This window comes from Pseudomonas sp. SCPG-7 (genome assembly GCF_002156405.1).
GTDB classification, from domain to species: domain Bacteria; phylum Pseudomonadota; class Gammaproteobacteria; order Pseudomonadales; family Pseudomonadaceae; genus Aquipseudomonas; species Aquipseudomonas parakoreensis.
Window position 1 is genome coordinate 104,144 of the sequence record NZ_MVOO01000009.1, and the last position, 17,197, is coordinate 121,340.

12 protein-coding genes are annotated in these 17,197 nt (G+C 59.6%); 4 read left to right on the forward strand and 8 right to left on the reverse strand.

Annotated features, from left to right (window positions below):
- Positions 1-7: 7 nt before the first annotated feature.
- Complete coding sequence (locus tag B1722_RS17810; RefSeq protein WP_086793720.1) at positions 8-1,741, forward strand: PTS fructose-like transporter subunit IIB; 1,734 nt, start codon at positions 8-10, stop codon at positions 1,739-1,741.
- Between the two features lie 185 nt (positions 1,742-1,926).
- A complete protein-coding gene (locus tag B1722_RS17815) occupies positions 1,927-3,468 on the forward strand; it encodes an alkaline phosphatase (protein WP_086793722.1) in 1,542 nt (513 codons plus the stop codon).
- A 16-nt stretch (positions 3,469-3,484) separates the two neighbouring features.
- Here the strand turns inward: B1722_RS17815 and B1722_RS17820 are convergent, their stop codons facing one another.
- The 3 genes from B1722_RS17820 to B1722_RS17830 all read right to left on the reverse strand — a co-directional run bounded on the left by B1722_RS17820 (position 3,485) and on the right by B1722_RS17830 (position 9,210).
- On the reverse strand, positions 3,485-3,886 hold the full coding sequence (locus B1722_RS17820; RefSeq protein WP_086793723.1) for an endonuclease domain-containing protein: 402 nt from the start codon (positions 3,884-3,886) through the stop codon (positions 3,485-3,487).
- Between the two features lie 238 nt (positions 3,887-4,124).
- Positions 4,125-6,653: a sulfite reductase flavoprotein subunit alpha gene (locus tag B1722_RS17825; protein WP_086793850.1), complete on the reverse strand. Its 2,529-nt coding sequence runs from the start codon at positions 6,651-6,653 to the stop codon at positions 4,125-4,127.
- A gap of 235 nt (positions 6,654-6,888) precedes the next feature.
- Positions 6,889-9,210, reverse strand: coding sequence for a TonB-dependent siderophore receptor (locus B1722_RS17830; protein WP_086793725.1), 2,322 nt, complete (start codon positions 9,208-9,210; stop codon positions 6,889-6,891).
- A gap of 207 nt (positions 9,211-9,417) precedes the next feature.
- Here B1722_RS17830 and B1722_RS17835 point away from each other — a divergent pair, with 207 nt between their 5' ends.
- Both B1722_RS17835 and B1722_RS17840 read left to right on the forward strand, forming a co-directional pair.
- On the forward strand, positions 9,418-10,098 hold the full coding sequence (locus B1722_RS17835; RefSeq protein ID WP_086793728.1) for a Fe2+-dependent dioxygenase: 681 nt from the start codon (positions 9,418-9,420) through the stop codon (positions 10,096-10,098).
- Entirely contained in the window at positions 10,095-10,868 is a 774-nt protein-coding gene (locus B1722_RS17840) for a tetratricopeptide repeat protein (protein ID WP_086793730.1), read from the forward strand. Before B1722_RS17835 ends, B1722_RS17840 begins: the two co-directional genes overlap by 4 nt.
- A 20-nt stretch (positions 10,869-10,888) precedes the next feature.
- Here B1722_RS17840 and B1722_RS17845 read toward each other — a convergent pair whose 3' ends face one another.
- The 5 genes from B1722_RS17845 to B1722_RS17865 all read right to left on the reverse strand — a co-directional run bounded on the left by B1722_RS17845 (position 10,889) and on the right by B1722_RS17865 (position 17,197).
- Entirely contained in the window at positions 10,889-11,890 is a 1,002-nt protein-coding gene (locus B1722_RS17845; protein ID WP_086793731.1) for an alpha-xenorhabdolysin family binary toxin subunit B, read from the reverse strand.
- Between the two features lie 30 nt (positions 11,891-11,920).
- Positions 11,921-12,994: an alpha-xenorhabdolysin family binary toxin subunit A gene (locus B1722_RS17850; RefSeq protein ID WP_086793733.1), complete on the reverse strand. Its 1,074-nt coding sequence runs from the start codon at positions 12,992-12,994 to the stop codon at positions 11,921-11,923.
- A gap of 580 nt (positions 12,995-13,574) precedes the next feature.
- Positions 13,575-14,738: a type III PLP-dependent enzyme gene (locus B1722_RS17855; protein WP_047291221.1), complete on the reverse strand. Its 1,164-nt coding sequence runs from the start codon at positions 14,736-14,738 to the stop codon at positions 13,575-13,577.
- 651 nt (positions 14,739-15,389) lie between these two features.
- Positions 15,390-16,547 (reverse strand): betaine/proline/choline family ABC transporter ATP-binding protein, encoded by a 1,158-nt coding sequence (locus B1722_RS17860; RefSeq protein WP_003221591.1) that lies wholly within the window; start codon positions 16,545-16,547, stop codon positions 15,390-15,392.
- Entirely contained in the window at positions 16,544-17,197 is a 654-nt protein-coding gene (locus B1722_RS17865; RefSeq protein ID WP_041066877.1) for an ABC transporter permease, read from the reverse strand. The genes B1722_RS17860 and B1722_RS17865 overlap by 4 nt, the downstream gene beginning before the upstream one ends.

Here is a 17,197-nt window from a genome sequence, read left to right on the forward strand (position 1 = left end):
GTTTGTCATGAAATTAGCCATTGTCACGGCCTGCCCGAACGGCATGGTCACCAGTGTGCTGTGCGCCCGTCTGCTCGACGCGGCAGCTCAGCGTCAGGGCTGGAGCACCAGCGTTGAAGTGGTCGATGCGGCGCATCCGGAACGTGAACTGTCGGCCGCCACCATTGAGGCGGCGGAGTGGGTGCTGCTGGTCGCCACCGGTGACATCGACATGACGCGTTTCGTCGGCAAGCGCGTGTTCCGCATCGCCCCGGCGCAAGCGCTGCAGGATGTCGAAGCGGTGCTGCGCCGTGGTGCGCAAGAGGCCGAAGTTTACCTCGCCAGCGAAGCCGTCCCGGTTGCCGCTGCGCCACGTGCGCCACGCATCGTCGCCATCACTGCGTGCCCGACGGGGGTTGCCCACACCTTCATGGCGGCCGAGGCGTTGCAGCAGACGGCCAAGCGTCTGGGCTATGAACTGCACGTCGAAACCCAAGGCTCGGTCGGCGCGAAAACCCCGCTCAGCGCAACGGCGATTGCCGAGGCTGACGTGGTGTTGCTGGCGGCCGACATCGAAGTCGCCACCGAGCGTTTCGCCGGCAAGAAAATCTACCGCTGCGGCACCGGCATTGCCCTCAAGCAATCCGAAGCCACACTGAAAAAAGCCCTCGCCGAAGCTCAGGTGGAGAACGCTGCGAGCGACGGCAAGGCGCCGGCTAAGCAAGAGAAAACCGGCGTTTACAAACACCTGCTGACCGGTGTTTCGTTCATGCTGCCGATGGTGGTGGCCGGTGGGTTGATGATCGCGCTGTCTTTCGTCTTCGGCATCACCGCGTTCAAGGAAGAAGGCACGCTGGCGGCGGCACTGATGCAGATCGGCGGCGAGACCGCTTTCAAATTGATGGTGCCGCTGCTCGCCGGTTACATCGCCTACTCGATCGCCGACCGTCCGGGCCTGGCGCCGGGGATGATTGGTGGTTTGCTTGCCAGCACCTTGGGCGCCGGTTTCATCGGCGGGATCGTCGCCGGTTTCATCGCCGGTTATGCGGCCAAGTTGATCAGTCGTTATGTGGCGTTGCCGCAGAGCCTCGAAGCGCTGAAACCGATTCTGATCATCCCGTTGTTCGCCAGCCTGTTCACCGGTCTGGTGATGATCTACGTGGTGGGTAAACCGGTCGCCGGGATGCTCGCGGCGCTGACGCATTTTCTCGACAGCATGGGCACCACCAACGCGATTCTGCTCGGCGTGTTGCTCGGCGGCATGATGTGCGTCGACCTCGGCGGACCGATCAACAAAGCCGCGTATGCGTTCTCGGTGGGGCTGCTGGCTTCGCAGAGTTATGCGCCGATGGCCGCGACCATGGCCGCCGGCATGGTGCCGCCCATCGGGCTGGGCATCGCCACCTTCATCGCTCGCCGCAAGTTCGCCCAGACCGAGCGCGAGGCCGGTAAAGCGGCGCTGGTGCTGGGGCTGTGTTTCATCTCCGAAGGGGCGATACCGTTTGCCGCCAAAGACCCGCTGCGGGTGATTCCGGCGAGCATCGCCGGCGGTGCGTTGACCGGCGCGTTGTCGATGTACTTCGGCTGCAAACTGATGGCGCCGCATGGTGGCTTGTTTGTGCTGGCGATCCCCAATGCGATCAATCATGCGTTGTTGTATCTGCTGGCGATTGTTGCGGGAAGTTTGTTGACGGCTGTTGTCTATGCGACGGTCAAGCGTCCGGAAGCCGTTGAGTTGGCGCTGGAACCCGCGAAGGCTTAACTGGCTCTACAAAACTCTGTGGGAGCGAGCTTGCTCGCGAAAGCGGTGTGTCAGCGAATAAGATTTCGACTGATAGGACGCATTCGCGAGCAAGCTCGCTCCCACATGGGTTGTGTGGTGTGTCTGGTGTCATTTCCGGGTCATGTGAGCGTGCTTAAGTTTTCCTTTTTTCAGGGAGAACACGCATGAGCGATTTCAACGTTGGTCGCCGACGGGTCATGCAGGTTGTCGGTGCCGGGCTGCTGATGCCGGGGCTGGCGCCGGCAGTGATCGCGTCGGTCAAGGATCGGCCGCAACTCACCGACGGCGTGCAGTCCGGCGACCTGCAAGGCGACCGCGCGATGATCTGGAGCCGCAGCGACCGTCCGGCGCGGATGGTGGTCGAGTGGGACACCCGCAGCCAGTTTCGCCACCCGCGCCGTGTCGTCTCGCCACTGGCTGATGCGCGCACCGATTTCACCGCCCGGGTTGAGCTGACCGGGCTGCCCGCCGATCAGGCGATTTTCTATCGGGTGTATTTCAAGGACGCACAATCCGGCGTCGCCAGCGAGCCGTGGCTCGGCCATTTGCGCAGCGCACCGAAGGCGCGACGCAACATCCGTTTCGTCTGGAGCGGTGACACGGTCGGCCAGGGCTTTGGCATCAACCCGGATATCGGTGGCATGCGCATCTACGAATCCATGCGCCTGCGCCTGCCGGACTTCTTTATCCACAGCGGCGACACCATCTACGCCGATGGCCCGGTGCCGGCGCAAGTGACCACCGAAGGCGGGCGGATCTGGCGCAACCTCACCACCGAAGCCAAGAGCAAAGTGGCGCAGACCCTCGACGACTATCGCGGCAATTACCGCTACAACCTGATGGATGAAAACATCCGCCGCTTCAACGCTGAAGTACCGCAGATCTGGCAGTGGGACGACCACGAAGTGGTCAACAACTGGTCGCCGGGCAAGCAGCTCGACGAGCGTTATCAAGAGAAAGATATCCACACCCTGGTCGGCCGTGCGCGCAAGGCCTGGCTGGAATATTCGCCGATGCGTTTGCAGGCGGCCGATGGCGGTGGGCGGATTTATCGCAAGCTCAGCTACGGGCCGATGCTCGACGTGTTCGTGCTCGACATGCGCAGCTATCGCGGCGCCAACGACGACAACCTTGGCGCGGCCAAACCGTTCCTCGGGCGCGAACAACTGGACTGGCTCAAGCGTGGCTTGAAGCACTCCAAGGCGCAGTGGAAGGTGATCGCCGCCGACATGCCGATCGGCCTCGGCGTGCCCGACGGCGAGGTCAGCCCGGGCGTCGCACGCTGGGAAGCGGTGGCCAACGGTGATCCCGGCCCGGCGCAAGGGCGTGAACTGGAAGTCGCCGAACTGCTCGGTTTTCTGCGGGCGCAGCACGTGCGCAATTTCGTGTTTCTGACCGCGGACGTGCATTACTGCGCGGCGCATCATTACCACCCGGATCGCGCGGCGTTTCAGGATTTCGAACCGTTCTGGGAATTTGTCGCCGGGCCGCTGAATGCCGGCAGTTTCGGGCCTAATCCGCTGGACAAGACCTTCGGGCCGGAAGTGGTGTTCCAGAAGGCCCCACCCACGCAGAACGCTTCGCCGTTTGCCGGGTTTCAGTTTTTTGGCGAGGTGAATATCGAAGGGCAGAGCGGGGAGATGAGTGTGGTGTTGCGGGATTTGAATGGGGTGGCGGTGTTTGAGCAGAAGTTGCAGCCAGTTTGAAGATCAAAAACAACCCTCACCCCGGCCCTCCCAAAATGTCGGACCGCTTGGAGGGTGAGGGTGTTTTTCGATTCGCGGCAATTCTTGTGATTTGCTCCAGTACATCATCCATCTGCTGCATTACTTCGAGATTACTGAATCGCACAACTTCAATGCCCTGACGTTCCAGGAAAAGCGTCCGACGTTGATCGTGGATCAAGCCCGCTATTTCATAGTGTTGACTCCCATCCAGCTCGATCGCCAGTTTCAGCTCTACGGAGTAAAAATCCAGGACATAGGGCGGACATGGAAACTGCCTGCGGAATTTCAGATTCGCGACTTGGCGTGAACGAAGTTTTTGCCAGAGTAATTGTTCGCAATCGGTTTGGCTGCTGCGTAACTGGCGGGCAAACTGAGCGAGAGTGAGGCGATTTTGCATGCTTCACGATCCTTGTGAAGTGGCTGGAAATCTCACTGTAGACGAGGACCCTCACCCCAGCCCTCTCCCGGAGGGAGAGGGAGCCTACGGAGTTGTATCGAGTTGTACATCGACCTGAAAGACCGAGTCGATTACGGATTCGGTACATCACCTTCAGGTCGGCGTATTTATCCGGCATCCCCCAATCAGTCCCCTCTCCCTCCGGGAGAGGGTTAGGGTGAGGGGCTCTTTGGCTGAGTCAGTACACGTCGCGGCGGTAGCGGCCCTGTTCGATAAGGCGTTCGACTTCGACGCTGCCGAGGATGTCGTTGAGTGCCTGATCGACGCCAGCCGCCATGCCCTGAAGGCTGCCGCAGATATAGATCACCGCACCGTCGGCCAGCCACTTCTTCAGCTCTTCAGCGGATTCGCGCAGGCGATCCTGGACGTAAATCTTCTGCGCCTGATCCCGTGAAAACGCCAGATCGAGTCGCGCCAGATCGCCATTGATCAACCACTCTTCCAGCTCCGCGCGGCAGAGGAAATCGTGCTCGCGATTGCGCTCGCCGAACAGCAGCCAGTGACGCTGCTGACCGTCGGCGATGCGTGCCTTGAGCAGGCTGCGCAGCCCGGCGAGGCCGGTGCCGTTGCCCAGCAGAATCATCGGCACCGGTTCGTTCGGTAAGTGGAAGCCACTGTTGCGACGTACACGCAGGCTGATACTGCCGCCGACCGGGGCATGCTCGGTCAGCCAACCGGAACCGATGCCCAGGCTGCCATCGCTGTGTTGCTCCTGGCGCACGATCAACTCCAGCACACCGTCAGCGGCAATCGAGGCAATCGAGTACTCGCGCATCGCCAGCGGCACCATTGCGTCCACCAGCGCTTGCGCATGCAGGCCGACCAGATGCGCGCGATGCTCGGGCAGTTGGCGCGAGGCGAGGGCGACTTCCAGCGGCTCTTCCAGGCCGTTGATCGTCACGCGGGTTTCGCCGCGAATGCCGAGGCCGTCGAGGAAATGTTCGACCGCCCACGCGCAATTACGTGGCAGCACCTCTACCAGATCCCCGGCCAGCCAGCTGCTGCTACTCGGCGCCTTCAGGCCCAACAGGTAAACCGGCGCGCCGCTGCTGTCGGGATTCATCAGTTCGCGGCTGACCAGCGTCCAGTTGTCGTAGCTCGGCGCTTGCCAGGTGTCGACCGGCGCTTGCCCGTTGATCAGGCCGAGCTGCGTCTGCCAGTGACGCAGGGCGTACGGGTCGCCGCTGTCGACTTCGACCGGAGCGAACAGGGTCTTGCCGCCGTGATCGCCGAGCCACTGATGCAGGCGTCGGGCGAAGCCGCAGAAGTGTGGGTACTGGCGATCGCCGAGGCCCAGCACCGCATAGTTCAAGCCGTCGAAGCTGGCAGCGGTGCGCAGCACTTTGCGTTCGAAACCGCGTGCGCTGTCCGGTGCTTCGCCGTCGCCGAACGTGCTGACCACGAACAACGCATTGCTCGATTCACGCAGATCCTCGGCGCTGACGTCCGCCAGCGGCTGCACCTTCACCGGCAACCCGGCGGCCTGTAATTGCCCGGCGGTCTGCCATGCCAGTTGTTCGGCAAAACCACTCTGAGTGGCGAAACCCACCAGCCATGCCGGTGCATCGCCGGCCGGAGCCTGAAGACCTTTGCGCGCGTCCTGAATCTGTTTTTTCTTGCGCCGGCGGTCCAGATACAGCAGCCATCCGGTGATGAAAAACAGCGGCATGCACACCGCCGCGAGGGTGACGATGATCCTTCCGGCCAGACCGAAATAACTGCCGACGTGCAGTGCGTAAATGCTGGTCAACAGCTGTGCCTTGAAGCTCTTGTCGGCGTAGCGGTCGACACGTTTGACGATGCCGGTGGCCGGGTCGAGGGTGATCTGGTTCAGCGCGCGATCATGCGGCGAGCTGTCGAGCAGGTAGAACACGGTCGCCGGTTGCCCGGCCACTGGCGGCATGCGGATGTTGTAGGCCGACAGGCCCGGGCCGGCAGCGCTGTAGATGCTGCTCCACATCGCCGCGTAGTCGGCCGTCGGTGCCGGGCCTTCCGGCGCCGGGCCACGACCGCCGCGCATGCGCTCGTTTTGCGGCGCATCGGAAAGCAGTCTGGTCAGACCTTTGTTGTACCACTCGTACGACCAGGACAACCCGGTCAACGCCAGCAGCAGATACACCAGCAGACACCAGGTGCCGGCCACCGAGTGCAGATCCCAGTTGAAGCTGCGGCCCTTTTTCTGCCAGTCGAGGGTCAGCCACACGCGCCAGCTGTTCCACTGGCGCGGCCAGCGCAGGTACAGTCCGGAGAGGCAGAAGAACAGCAGGATCAGGGTGCAGGCGCCGGTGATGTTGCGGCCGGTATCGCCCATGGCGAGGAAGCGGTGCAGTTGCAGCATCAGACCGAAAAAGTCCTGGCCCACCGCGTCGCCCATGAACTCGCCGGTGTACGGATCGAAGTAGCGCATCTCGCCGCGACGTTCGCCTTTGGGCGGGGTGAAGTAGACGCGCGCGGCGTTGCCGCTGTCGGTCTCGACCCAGAGCATGCCGACTTTCTTGCCGGAGTTCGCTTCGATGTGTTCCACCAGCTCGACTGGAGGCAGGACGCCAGCGACCTGTTTTTCCACCTGCAACACCGACGGGTTCAGTGCCCGCAGGATTTCGTCCTGGAACGAGTAGGCGGCACCGGTAATGCCCATCAGGGCCAGCACCAGCCCGGCAGTGCTGCCGAAAAACCAGTGCAACTGGAACAGGGTTTTCTTCAACACGTCGCTCGCCTTGTCCGTTCGAAAATTGTCATCACGGCGCGCATTATGCCGTGGGTTGTCGAGAGCTTCTTTGATTACGCACAAAACCCCGTTCACATGAATGAACGGGGCCAAGCCTTGCGGCGCATACCTTGTGGGAGCGAGCCTGCTCGCGAAGACGTCGTGTCAGTCAGCCTCTACTTGACTGACCCACCGCTTTCGCGAGCAGGCTCGCTCCCACAGGTTTCCACATCGGTCAGAAGTGGAAGTTGGTGCTCAACAGCGCCGTACGGCCCGCCGCCTGGTTGGCGAAGTGGGTCGAGAAGGCTTTGTCGTAGTAGACCTCGTTGGTCAGGTTCTGCACGTTGAGTTGCAGGTCGACGTTCTTGCTCAGCTTGTAGGCGGCCATCGCGTCGTAACGGACATAGGAATCGACCATCGTGGTGTTGGCCACGCTGCCGTAGACGTCGTCGACGTAGAACGCGCCGCCACCGAGGGTCAGCTTCGGCGTGACCTGATAGGTGGTCCACAGACTGGCGCTGTTTTTCGGCGTGTTGGGCAACTCGTTACCGTTGTTGGCCTTGTTGGCCGGCAGGTCGCCACCGTCCACTTGTTCGCTGTCCATGTAGGCGTAACCGGCGAACACTTGCCACTTGTCGGTGATCTTGCCGCTGGCCGACAGCTCGATACCTTGCACGCGGGTCTTGCCGGCGTTTTCGTACGAGGTGGTGTCGACTTGTACGCGAGCGTTTTCTTTCTCGGTGCGGAAGATGTCAGCGGTCAGCGACAGGCGATCATTCAGCAGATCCCACTTGGTACCGATTTCGTAGTTCTTGGTGGTTTCCGGCTCCATGTCGCTCTTGAGCAGGTTGCCATTGCGGTCCGGAGTGCCGCCCAGCGGGTTACCTTCCTGGCCTTCGCCGAGGGTGTTGCCCGGTGGTGTCGCGGAAGTTGCGTAGGAGGCGTAGATGCTGCCGTTCGGTGCCGGTTTGTAGACCACGCCGAACTGACCGGTGACGAATTCGCTGGTGTCATCACCCTTGGCGGTGGTGGTGCCGGCGTTGTTGTAGGTCTTGTAGTCGGTGTCGAAGTGGTCGTAACGCAGGCCCATGTTCACCAGCCACTGCTCGGACAACTCCAGGGTGTCGAACGCATACAGCGCGTAAGTGTTGGCCTTGGTGTCGGTGCCGGCGTAGTTGCGCGAGATCGCGCCGTTCCACGGATCGTTCGGGTTCGGATTCGACAGCGAGGTGCAGTTGTAGCCGCTCGATGCGCCAATCATCGACGGGGTGCAATTGGTGGTCGCGGCGCTGGTGCGCGGCGTGGTGTCGGTGTTGACGTTGTACGAGGATTTCTGGCCTTCCTCGCGGGTGTATTCGACACCGGTGGAGAAGCTGTTCTTGAAACCGGCGACGTAGAAATTGCCGAACAGATCAGTCTGGTTGGTGGTGGTCTCGGTGTTGCTGACCCGCGTGTTGGCACGGCGCCAGACGCTGCCATTGTTGACGTTGCCCTTGCTGTCGTCCGGCTGAGTCAGGATGTAATCCTGCATGCTGGTGCCGTGGCGCAGGGTGTTCTTGATGGTCAGCGAATCGCTCAGGTCATGCTCGATGGCGAAAGTCGCGGTGTCGGTGCGGCCCTTGCGGAAGTCGCGATCCAGACCGTAGAAGTTGCTGTGATCGCCACCGGCGTACGGCTTGTCCGGGTTGGACTTGGTACGTGCCGCCGAACCACCGGCCGGAATGGTGTAAGGAATGCCCGAGTCCGGGGTGTCGTTGCTTTCCAGATGGTAGTAGTCGAGGTTGACGCGGGTGTCGGTGCCCAGGCCAAACGCCAGGGACGGCGCGATACCCCAGCGGTCGTAGTCGACCTTGTCGCGACCGGCGACATTGCTCTCGTGGCTCATCAGGTTCAGGCGGCCGGCAGCGGTGTCACTGAACTGGTAGTTGCCATCCAGCGTGTAACGCTGGGTCTGGTCGGAACCCCAGGTGAAGCCGCCATCGAACGAGTTGCCCAGGTGCGCTTTCTTGCTCACCAGGTTGATGCTGCCGCCAGCTGCGCCACGACCGCCGATGGCCGAGTTCGGGCCTTTGCTGACTTCGATGTTTTCCACGGCGAAGATTTCGCGGCTCTGCGAACCGGTGTCGCGCACGCCGTCGAGGTAGGTGTCGCCCTGGGCGTCGAAGCCACGAATGAACGGGCGATCGCCCTGCGGGTTGCCACCTTCACCGGCACCGAAGGTGATGCCCGGCACGGTGCGCAGCGCGTCCTGCATGTTCAGGGCGCCGGTGTCTTTCAGGACTTGTTGCGGGATGACGGTGACCGAGCGCGGGGTATCGACCAGCGGCGCGGTGTACTTGGGCGAGGAGGCTTTTTCGACCTGGTAGGACGTCGAGTCCTGCGCTTCGCCGGTGATGGCGGTAGCGTCCAGGGCGATGGCATTGCCGGAGGCTTTGCTGTCGGTCTTTTCTGCGGCGAAGACCATGTGGCCGGCGGAACCGGCGGTGATGGCGACACCAATGGCCGAAGCAAGCAAGCGTGGTGAACTGACCGGCAATTGTGCGTGTTGACGTGACATTTTTATTCCCCTCCCCAAGGATTTGAGGTCGCGGAATATAGGGTAAACGGGTATTCGTATCAATTGCGAAATATTGTTATTCGCGACGAATTTACATTCTTTACAATTTAACCTTACGGTTTTTGCCGATTCATCCGTCATGCGGGTTTTACACAGCCAATAAGAATCAATACCATTGGCACCCCTTTACCATCAGGTACGATCGCCATGCTGCTGCACATCCCCGGCCTGTTCGGCAAAGAAGAAGTGCAGCGCATTCGCGAGGCGCTGGAGCAGGCGGACTGGGCCGATGGCAAGATCACCGCCGGCTATCAGTCGGCCAAGGCCAAACACAATCTGCAACTGCCGGAAGGCCATCCGCTGGCCAAGGAAATCGGCGCAGCGATGCTCGAGCGGCTGTGGAAAAATCCGCAGTTCATGTCCGCTGCGCTGCCGCACAAAGTATTCCCGCCGTTACTCAACTGCTACACGGCGGGCGGCAGTTTCGACTTTCACATCGACAACGCCGTGCGTCAGCCCAAAGGCAGCATCGAGCGGGTGCGCACCGATCTGTCGGCCACGCTGTTTTTCAGTGAACCCGAGGATTACGACGGCGGCGAACTGGAAATCCAGGACACCTTCGGCACGCAACGGGTGAAACTGCCCGCCGGCGACATGGTGCTGTACCCCGGCACCAGCCTGCACAAGGTCAATGCCGTCACCCGTGGTGCGCGTTATGCGTCGTTCTTCTGGACGCAGAGTCTGGTGCGCGAAGACAGCCAGCGCGCCTTGCTGTTCGAGATGGACGGGGCGATCCAGCAGCTCACTCAGGACATGCCTGATCACCCGTCGCTGATTCGCCTGACCGGCACCTATCACAACCTGCTGCGGCGCTGGGTCGAGGTATGAGTTTTCAACTGCGGCGCGAGGAGGTGCTCGACGTTGCGCAGCTCAGCGCGATGCTCGAAGAAAGTCCGGCGCGTGCGGCGCAGGCGATTCTGCTGGCGGCGGGGCAGGGCATTGTTGAAGCGCAGGCGCTGCTCGGGCAGATCCTGCTCGATGGTCGCGGTATCGCTCAGGATGCGCCATTGGCGCTGCGCTGGTTCGCCATCGCCGCCGGGCAAGGGCATTGGATGGCGCGCAACATGCTGGGCCGTTGTCATGAGCATGGCTGGGGATGCGTCGCGAATGCCGCGATTGCCGCGCAGCATTATCGAATCGCCGCTGACGCGGGGCTGGATTGGGCGATGTACAACCTCGCCAATCTGCTGGCGACCGGGCGCGGTGTCATGGTCGATCAGCGTCAGGCATTGGCGTTGTATCGGCGCGCCGCTGAAGCGGGCCATGCGAAGTCGATGAACCTGCTGGGACGGTATCTGGAGGAAGGGCGGGCAGGCCCGATGGATCTGCCAGCGGCGCACGATTGGTATCGACGCTCCGCCGAGGGTGGGGATTTTCGCGGGCAGTTCAGTCACGCCGCGATCCTGGCGCAAGCGGGGCGAATCGAAGAGGCGCTGCAATGGCTGCGCAAGGCTTTGCTGCTCGGCAATGTGAAGTTCTTGCGCGTCAGCGGCGAATCGTTGCTGGCATCCAAGCATCCGCAGATACGCGCCATGGGCGCCGAGTACCGTCAGCGTCTGGCGGCCCTTGACGCCGAGGCGCCTGCTCTCCATCAGTAATCGAGGGCAGGCGCCTTCGATCACCCGCGTAACCAGCGTCCCTGCAGCGGGATCAGGTAATTGCGCAGGGACTGGCTGTGTTCCAGCACTCGTTCGCCACGCCGCAGAACGTCTTCATTCGGCGCAGCCGTGACCGCACCGAGAAACGCGGACAACGCAGCCGTCAGTTTGCCGGTCTCACTGACATAGGTTTGCTGGTGTGGCACAACCTTCTGCGTATCTTTCAACTGGCGGGTCTTGTCGTCATTGTCGCGCAGTTGCCTGGCCAGCGACGCCACGCGCTCCTCGCGTTGTGCAAGGCGCGTCTGGATGATCTGGCGCGCCTTGATCAGATCCTTGTATTTGATCAGCTCGTTGGCTTCGTCGAGAAACTTGTTGGCGATAATCAGTCCGGCCTCCAGCGCCGCCGCCTCAGGGGTGGTCGGTTTGTTGCCGATGATCGCCTTCAGTTGTTCAAGCAATGGCTTGATTCGATCAATGAATGTCAGCTTTTCGAACTCGGCAATGGCCAGATTCAGAACGGTTTCATCGTCTTTCAATTCAGCCAGCGGGATTTGCTCGGCGTCGTACTCCCGGGTCAGATTGATTTTGCTCGCGGCCAGCTCTTCAAGTCTGAAACGGTTGTTGCTGATGCCGATGCTCTGCACCCCGAACACACTGTTGTGCAGCGAAGTGTGGAGTCTGGTCATTTGTTCAGTGCACAGCTTGATCAGTTGGGTGACGATCTGCGAATACTGCTGGCGTGCTTTTTCAACCTGAGCACTCGGTTCACGGGCGTTGAGACTGGCCAGGGCCTGCAGGTTTTCGTTCAGGTCGTCGGTCTCCAGCGCTGTGATTGCCGAAGTGAAGATATTCGCGGCCGTAAGATCAAGGTCGCTGACGGCCGTGTTCAAAGCGATCAACTCATCGCTCAAGGCTTTGATGTACAGGTTGGCAGAGCCAACGATCGCTTGATAACGGATCGCCTCGCGGCTTTCTTGAATGCGGCCAAGGTCAGGCTGGGCATAACTGAGGTTTGTCATGATGAATATTTCCTGAATGATTGAGTGGCGTCAGTCGAATGCGTGGATAAGTTGATTCGCGTTGGCTTGAACGGTTTTCCAGTTTTTAATGACAATCTTGAAACTGGAGACAAAGCTTCTGAAGGTCAGAAACTCGTGCATGCCCATGACTTTATTTTGCGAGGCGTTGATGTAGTCGGTAACGGAGATCCATAGCGTCTCCAGTTGCGAGGTACTCTGTATGGCGCCTTCGACGTACAGCGACATGCTGTCCAGACCCGACTGAAACTCCATGAGCGTGCCGGCCAGGATGTTGGTTTGTTTGATCTGCTCCGCGAGTTGATCTCGCTGGGCGATCAATGGGCGTAAATGGGTACTCTGCTGAAGTTCGAGCGTTTTGTAATAAACGCTCGAGCCGAGTGGGCCGCCTTTGTAAGCGGCGACAAAACCAAGAATGTGATCAAAAAAATCCGGCGCCGTCTCGCGGGTTTTTTCCTCTATGAGTTTATTCGCCCGATCAATCTCAACATTCAGTTCAGTCAGCTGTCGGTTGAGTTGCGCATCGCCGGCCAAGCGTAGTTTTTCACCAATACTGACGGCAACCTTGTCGTTAAGATCGATCTTGAAGTACTTCAATCGCTCGCTGACATCCACACTGCTGAGCTTCTTCTCGCCGATCGATCTTTCGATGAACGCGAGAGACTCCTGAATGGAGCCGAAACGGTTCTTTTCTGCTTTGCCGATCTCCAGTGGTGGGAGCCGGGTTATTTCTTCTTCGCTCAGCGAGTCGATAGTACCCAGGTAGTTTATGTAACCCGGCATCGTCACGATGGCGTCGATAATTTCCTGACCAAAACTTTCCAGGTCCTCCGAAAAGGTCGAGAGACTTCCGGCCACACGCTTCATCGAATACTCGATGTCGTTCCACGAATTGGCATTGTTGATGATCATATGATTGAGCTGAACAATATCGATCAGCTCCAGACCGATGATGCCGGTGGTGCTGGTTTTCAATTGGCGCTCTACATCTTCGATATTGCGCGGCAAAGCTTTGGCGGCAGAGATGTAGTTTTTTATTTTTCGAATGTCGTCTTTGGTGACGAGCGGGTTTGAGCTGGGCTGCACTTTTAATTCCTTGAGTGGTTGTCAGAGCCTCAAGGTTAATATTGCTTTTGCTTGTGAGTATATGCATTGAGTGTGACTTCTTATTGTTTATTATTTGTCGTTTTTTGACATCTCTTGCATAAGTAGTGGGCGGGTTTGGGTTGTTCGGGATGTGTGTATTTTCTTTTAATATTTAATGGATTGTGGGTGTTTGTTTTCGTGCGCTAAGTTGAGTGTCGGCGTTGATCAACTTCGCTCTGGGTGAGTGGTTCAGCGTTGTAAATGAATAGCCAATATACAGTCCGATGGACCCGTGCAGACAACGAATGGGCTGGCGCTATCCGCCAACCGGGCAACGGCTGATCTGCGTATTAAAGGTCAGACGCTTATTATCAATAGGGAGCGCTCACAGAGAAATTTGCGAATGCTGAAGGAGGAGGTTGACGACCCTGCAGACGCTGACGACGTTCGTGAAGACAGGGAGGCTGAATTGTCGGCTATTGCCAAAAAGATCCATGCGCAGTTGACCCGTATCGAGTCATGGTTGCGCAAATAAAAAAAAGGCCCAAGAAAACATGGGCCTTTTGCCAATCGACGTGGGTTACACGTAGAACGATTTCAACGGCGGGAAGCCATTGAATTCGACGGCGCTGTAACTGGTGGTGTAGGCACCGGTCGACAGCCAGTACAGACGATCACCGATCGCCAGATTCAGTGGCAGGCCGTACTTGTAGTTCTCGTACATGATGTCGGCGCTGTCGCACGTTGGACCGGCGATCACCACTTCTTCCATCTCGCCTTTCTTCTCAGTCCAGATCGGGAACTTGATCGCTTCGTCCATGGTTTCGATCAGCCCGGAGAACTTGCCCACATCGGTGTAGACCCAACGCTCGACGGCGGTGCGCGATTTACGTGCGACCAGTACCACTTCACTGACCAGAATGCCGGCGTTGGCGATCAGCGAACGGCCCGGTTCCAGAATGATTTCCGGCAGGTCATCGCCGAAGTCTTCTTTCAGGAAACGGATGATCTCTTCGGCGTAGGTTTCCAGGCTGTTGGTACGGGTGATGTAGTTGGCCGGGAAGCCACCGCCCATGTTGATCAGCTTCAAGTGGATACCGTCTTCTTCTTTCAGGCGCTCGAAGATCACTTTGACCTTGGCGATCGCTGCGTCCCAGACGCTGATGTCGCGCTGCTGCGAACCGACGTGGAACGAGATGCCGTAAGGCACCAGACCGAGGTCGCGAGCGAGGATCAGCAGGTCCATGGCCATGTCGGTCTGGCAGCCGAATTTGCGCGACAGCGGCCAGTCGGCAGTGGTCGAGCCTTCGGTGAGGATGCGCACATAGACTTTCGAACCCGGCGCGGCTTTGGCGATGTTGCGCAGGTCGGCTTCGGAGTCGGTGGCGTACAGACGCACGCCCTTCTCGAAGAAGTAGCGGATGTCCTTGGACTTCTTGATGGTGTTGCCGTAGCTGATCTGATCCGGGCTGACGCCACGGCTCAGGACTTTGTCCAGCTCATAGATGGAGGCGATATCAAAGCTCGAGCCTTTCTCTTTGAGCAGGTCGATGATCTCGACAGCCGGGTTGGCCTTGACCGCGTAGTAGACCTTGGCGAATTCGAAACCGGCGCGCAGGTCATCGTAGGCCTGGGCGATCATCGCGGTGTCGATCACCACGAACGGGGTTTCCTGTTTGTCGGCGAACGCCTTCATTTTCTGAAAGGTTTCGCGCGCGAAATAGTCTTCGACCTGGATCGACATGCTGGAGTGCTCCTATGGGCAAACGGGTAAAAACATGGGTGTAAATGAACGTCCTCCGTATCCCCACTTTGGTTCGCCTACTTCCCAAGGCATGTCGCCGAAAGCAAAAAGGCCACGGGCGTAACTGCCCTTGGCCTTGCTGTCTCGTCGTCAGTACTTGAGCCGGATGGATCGTTTCCAGCATGGACGTTCGGCGCGAACTTTAGGGCGTGAGGGGCCTGAGATCAACTAAAAATGTCGCGTTTTTGCACGCTTCTGACGTACGTCGCGGATATCACTCTTTGTAGCCGACCGAGATGACGGACAGATGTTCCCTGCGATTTTTCAAGTGTTAAAAATACCTGCACGTTCGCCGCTTTTGTCGGCGAAGTCGAGGGTAAGTACGTTAGGCGCAACATCGGCGACGTTGACGGCGAGAGGTGGGCGTGAGGGGGATTTTGATAAATATGGCGGGTGCTTTAGCAGTGCCAGAGCTCCCCTCGGTGTTGATATTCTTTTCCAGTCTTTGAAAACACAAAAAAGCTGTGGCGAGGGAGCTTGCTCCCGCTGGACTGCGAAGCAGTCCCCGCTTTTTTTAAAGGCAGGGCCGCTTCGCGACCCAGCGGGAGCAAGCTCCCTCGCCACAGGGTAGATGTTCGACCTTTTAATCGATCAGGCGACCACGGCCTCAGCCGGCGAAACGATATTGGTCTTCATGCCCCGCGAACGTCCCGAGCTCAGGTACGCCGCAATCGACTCCTGCGTCACCTCGCCGAGGAACACCCGCTCGGCATCCATCACCGGCAGCCACGAGCGATTGAACTCGTACATGCGCGACAGCAGGATGCGCAGGTGCTCGTCATACGCTGCAGTGGCGTTGAACTCGCGCAGATACTGCGCGCAGGTGCCGGTCTGGCGATGCAGGTCGCGGCGTCGCACATAACCCAGCGCCTTGTTCTCGGCACAGGTGACCACCACGTAGCGGCGGTCATGCTCGTCCATCAGCTCCAGCGCATCGGCCACCGGGGTTTCGGGGCTGACCGATGGGGCGTTGTCCGCCGCGTCTTCCGCCTTCACCAGCAGCAGACGCTTGAGGGTGCTGTCCTGGCCGACGAAGTTGCTGACAAAGTCGTCCGCCGGGTGCGCGAGCAGGGTGTCCGGGTGATCGATCTGCAGCAGCTTGCCGGCGCGGAAGATCGCGATCTTGTCGCCGAGCTTGATCGCTTCGTCGATGTCGTGGCTGACCATGATCACGGTCTTGTTCAGCGCGCGTTGCATCTCGAAAAACTCGTTCTGGATCATCTCGCGGTTGATCGGGTCGACCGCACCAAACGGCTCGTCCATCAGCAACAGCGGCGCATCCGCCGCCAGTGCGCGGATCACACCGATGCGCTGTTGCTGGCCACCGGACAGTTCACGCGGGTAGCGATGCAGATACTGCTTGGGTTCCAGCTTGATCATGCTCATCAATTCGCGGGCGCGGTCGTGGCATTTCTGTTTGTCCCAGCCGAGCAGTTTCGGCACCACGACGATGTTCTCTTCGATGGTCATGTTCGGGAACAGACCGATCTGCTGGATCACGTAGCCGATGTTGCGGCGCAAGGTCACTTCGTCGAGGTCGGTGGTGTCTTCGCCGTTGATCAGGATCTTGCCCGAAGTCGGTTTGATCAGGCGGTTGATCATTTTCAGCGTGGTGCTTTTGCCGCAACCCGATGGCCCGAGGAACACACAGATTTCGCCTTCATTGACGGTCAGGCTTACCGAGTCCACGGCTTTGACATCTTTGCCGTTGCTCTGGAAGGTCTTGCTGAGGTTTTGAAGTTCGATCATTTGAGGAGTCCTTTTGGAGTCAGCGTACGTTGCAGCCACTGCAGGAGAAGGTCGGCGAAGATCGCCAGAAGACTGACCAGCAGCGCGCCGACGATCAGCATCGACATGTCGCTGCGGCTGATGGAGGCGAGGATCAGCACACCGAGGCCTCCGGCGCCGATGGTCGCGGCGATGGTCATCACGCCGATGTTCATCACCACCGCAGTGCGCACGCCGGCGAGAATCACCGGCACCGCAATCGGCAGCTCGACCATGCGCAGGCGCTGGCCGAAGGTCATGCCGATGCCGCGTGCGGCTTCACGGATACCCGGCTCGACGCCGGTCAGGGCGAGGTAGGTGTTGCGCATGATCGGCAGCAGCGAATAGAGGAACACCGCGGTGATCGCCGGCATCGGCCCCAGACCCTGACCGAACTTGGAATAGAACGGCAGCAGCAGGCCAAACAGCGCAATCGATGGCACGGTCAGCAACACTGTGGCGCTGGCTTGCAAGGGACCTGCGAGTGTCGGGAAGCGCGTCATCAGAATGCCCAGCGGCACGCCGATGAGAATCGCCAGTGTCACCGCGATGCCGACCAGGGTGATGTGCTGCCAGGTCAGGTGCATCACCTGCTGCCAGTCGAGGTGGGAAAAGGCGTTCAGAAATTCCAT

Coding starts and splice junctions, on each gene's coding strand:
- B1722_RS17840 (WP_086793730.1), top strand. CDS start 10,095: ATGAGTTTTCAACTGCGGCGCGAGGAGGTGCTCGACGTTGCGCAGCTC.
- B1722_RS17845 (WP_086793731.1), bottom strand. CDS start 11,890: ATGACAAACCTCAGTTATGCCCAGCCTGACCTTGGCCGCATTCAAGAA.
- B1722_RS17810 (WP_086793720.1), top strand. CDS start 8: ATGAAATTAGCCATTGTCACGGCCTGCCCGAACGGCATGGTCACCAGT.
- B1722_RS17855 (WP_047291221.1), bottom strand. CDS start 14,738: ATGTCGATCCAGGTCGAAGACTATTTCGCGCGCGAAACCTTTCAGAAA.
- B1722_RS17830 (WP_086793725.1), bottom strand. CDS start 9,210: ATGTCACGTCAACACGCACAATTGCCGGTCAGTTCACCACGCTTGCTT.
- B1722_RS17815 (WP_086793722.1), top strand. CDS start 1,927: ATGAGCGATTTCAACGTTGGTCGCCGACGGGTCATGCAGGTTGTCGGT.
- B1722_RS17835 (WP_086793728.1), top strand. CDS start 9,418: ATGCTGCTGCACATCCCCGGCCTGTTCGGCAAAGAAGAAGTGCAGCGC.
- B1722_RS17820 (WP_086793723.1), bottom strand. CDS start 3,886: ATGCAAAATCGCCTCACTCTCGCTCAGTTTGCCCGCCAGTTACGCAGC.
- B1722_RS17860 (WP_003221591.1), bottom strand. CDS start 16,547: ATGATCGAACTTCAAAACCTCAGCAAGACCTTCCAGAGCAACGGCAAA.
- B1722_RS17865 (WP_041066877.1), bottom strand. CDS start 17,197: ATGGAATTTCTGAACGCCTTTTCCCACCTCGACTGGCAGCAGGTGATG.